This is a genomic window from Arthrobacter sp. Y3223164, from assembly GCF_059091005.1.
Window position 1 is genome coordinate 1 of sequence record NZ_JBNHGF010000712.1, and the last position, 777, is coordinate 777.

At 72.8% G+C, this 777-nt stretch carries 1 protein-coding gene; it reads right to left on the reverse strand.

The genetic code is table 11. The features are described from left to right. The coding region (locus tag AC5RUJ_RS17560) for a 5-oxoprolinase subunit PxpA (protein ID WP_494156418.1) at positions 1-673 on the reverse strand (673 nt) is incomplete at its 3' end. Positions 674-777 lie beyond the last annotated feature (104 nt).

The window sequence follows — 777 nt, forward strand, 5'->3', positions numbered from 1 at the left end:
GTTCCCGGACCACCCGCGCCATCGCCACCGCGCCCGGGGTATCGCCGTGGACGCACAGCGAATCCGCCGCCCCGGCGCGGGCGAAGTTTACGGCCCGGTCGGCGATCTCCTCCAGGTCTTCCAGCAGGGCGCCGGGCTCGCCGCGCGGAATGAGTGTTCCGTCCGCCCGGTAGCCGCGATCCACGAAAGCCTCGCGGAACACCGGCAGTCCGGCGGCGGTCGCCAGTTCGAGCGCCGCGGATCCGGGCAGCCCGAGGAGGGGAAGCCGTGGCTCGAAGGCGCCGATGGCTTCGACCACCGCCGCGGCCTGGCTGCGGTCGTGGACAATCCGGTGATAGAGCGCGCCGTGCGGTTTCACGTAGGCCACCCGGGCCCCCGCTCGCCTGGCGATCCGGTCGAGGGCGGCCAGTTGGTCAGCGACATCGGCGGTAAGGTCGGCCGCGGCGACCTCCATGCTGCGGCGGCCAAACCCGGCCCGGTCCCGGTAGGAAACGTGCGCACCCACCGCCACCCCGTGCTCCACGGCGCGGCTGCAGGCGGCCAGCATCGTCTCGTCGTCGCCGGCGTGGTAGCCGCAGGCGATGTTCGCGCTGGTGATCAGCGGAAACATCGCGGCGTCGTCGCCCATCAGCCGACCGTCGACTGATTCTCCGAGATCGCTGTTCAGGTCGATGCCCGGCCGGCCTCCCGATTCGGCTCGGACCGCATCGCCGTGGCCGGCAGGTCCGGTGCCGGATACCGTCACGGCCCGGTCCCGTCGTCGGGTCCGCCGGCGGA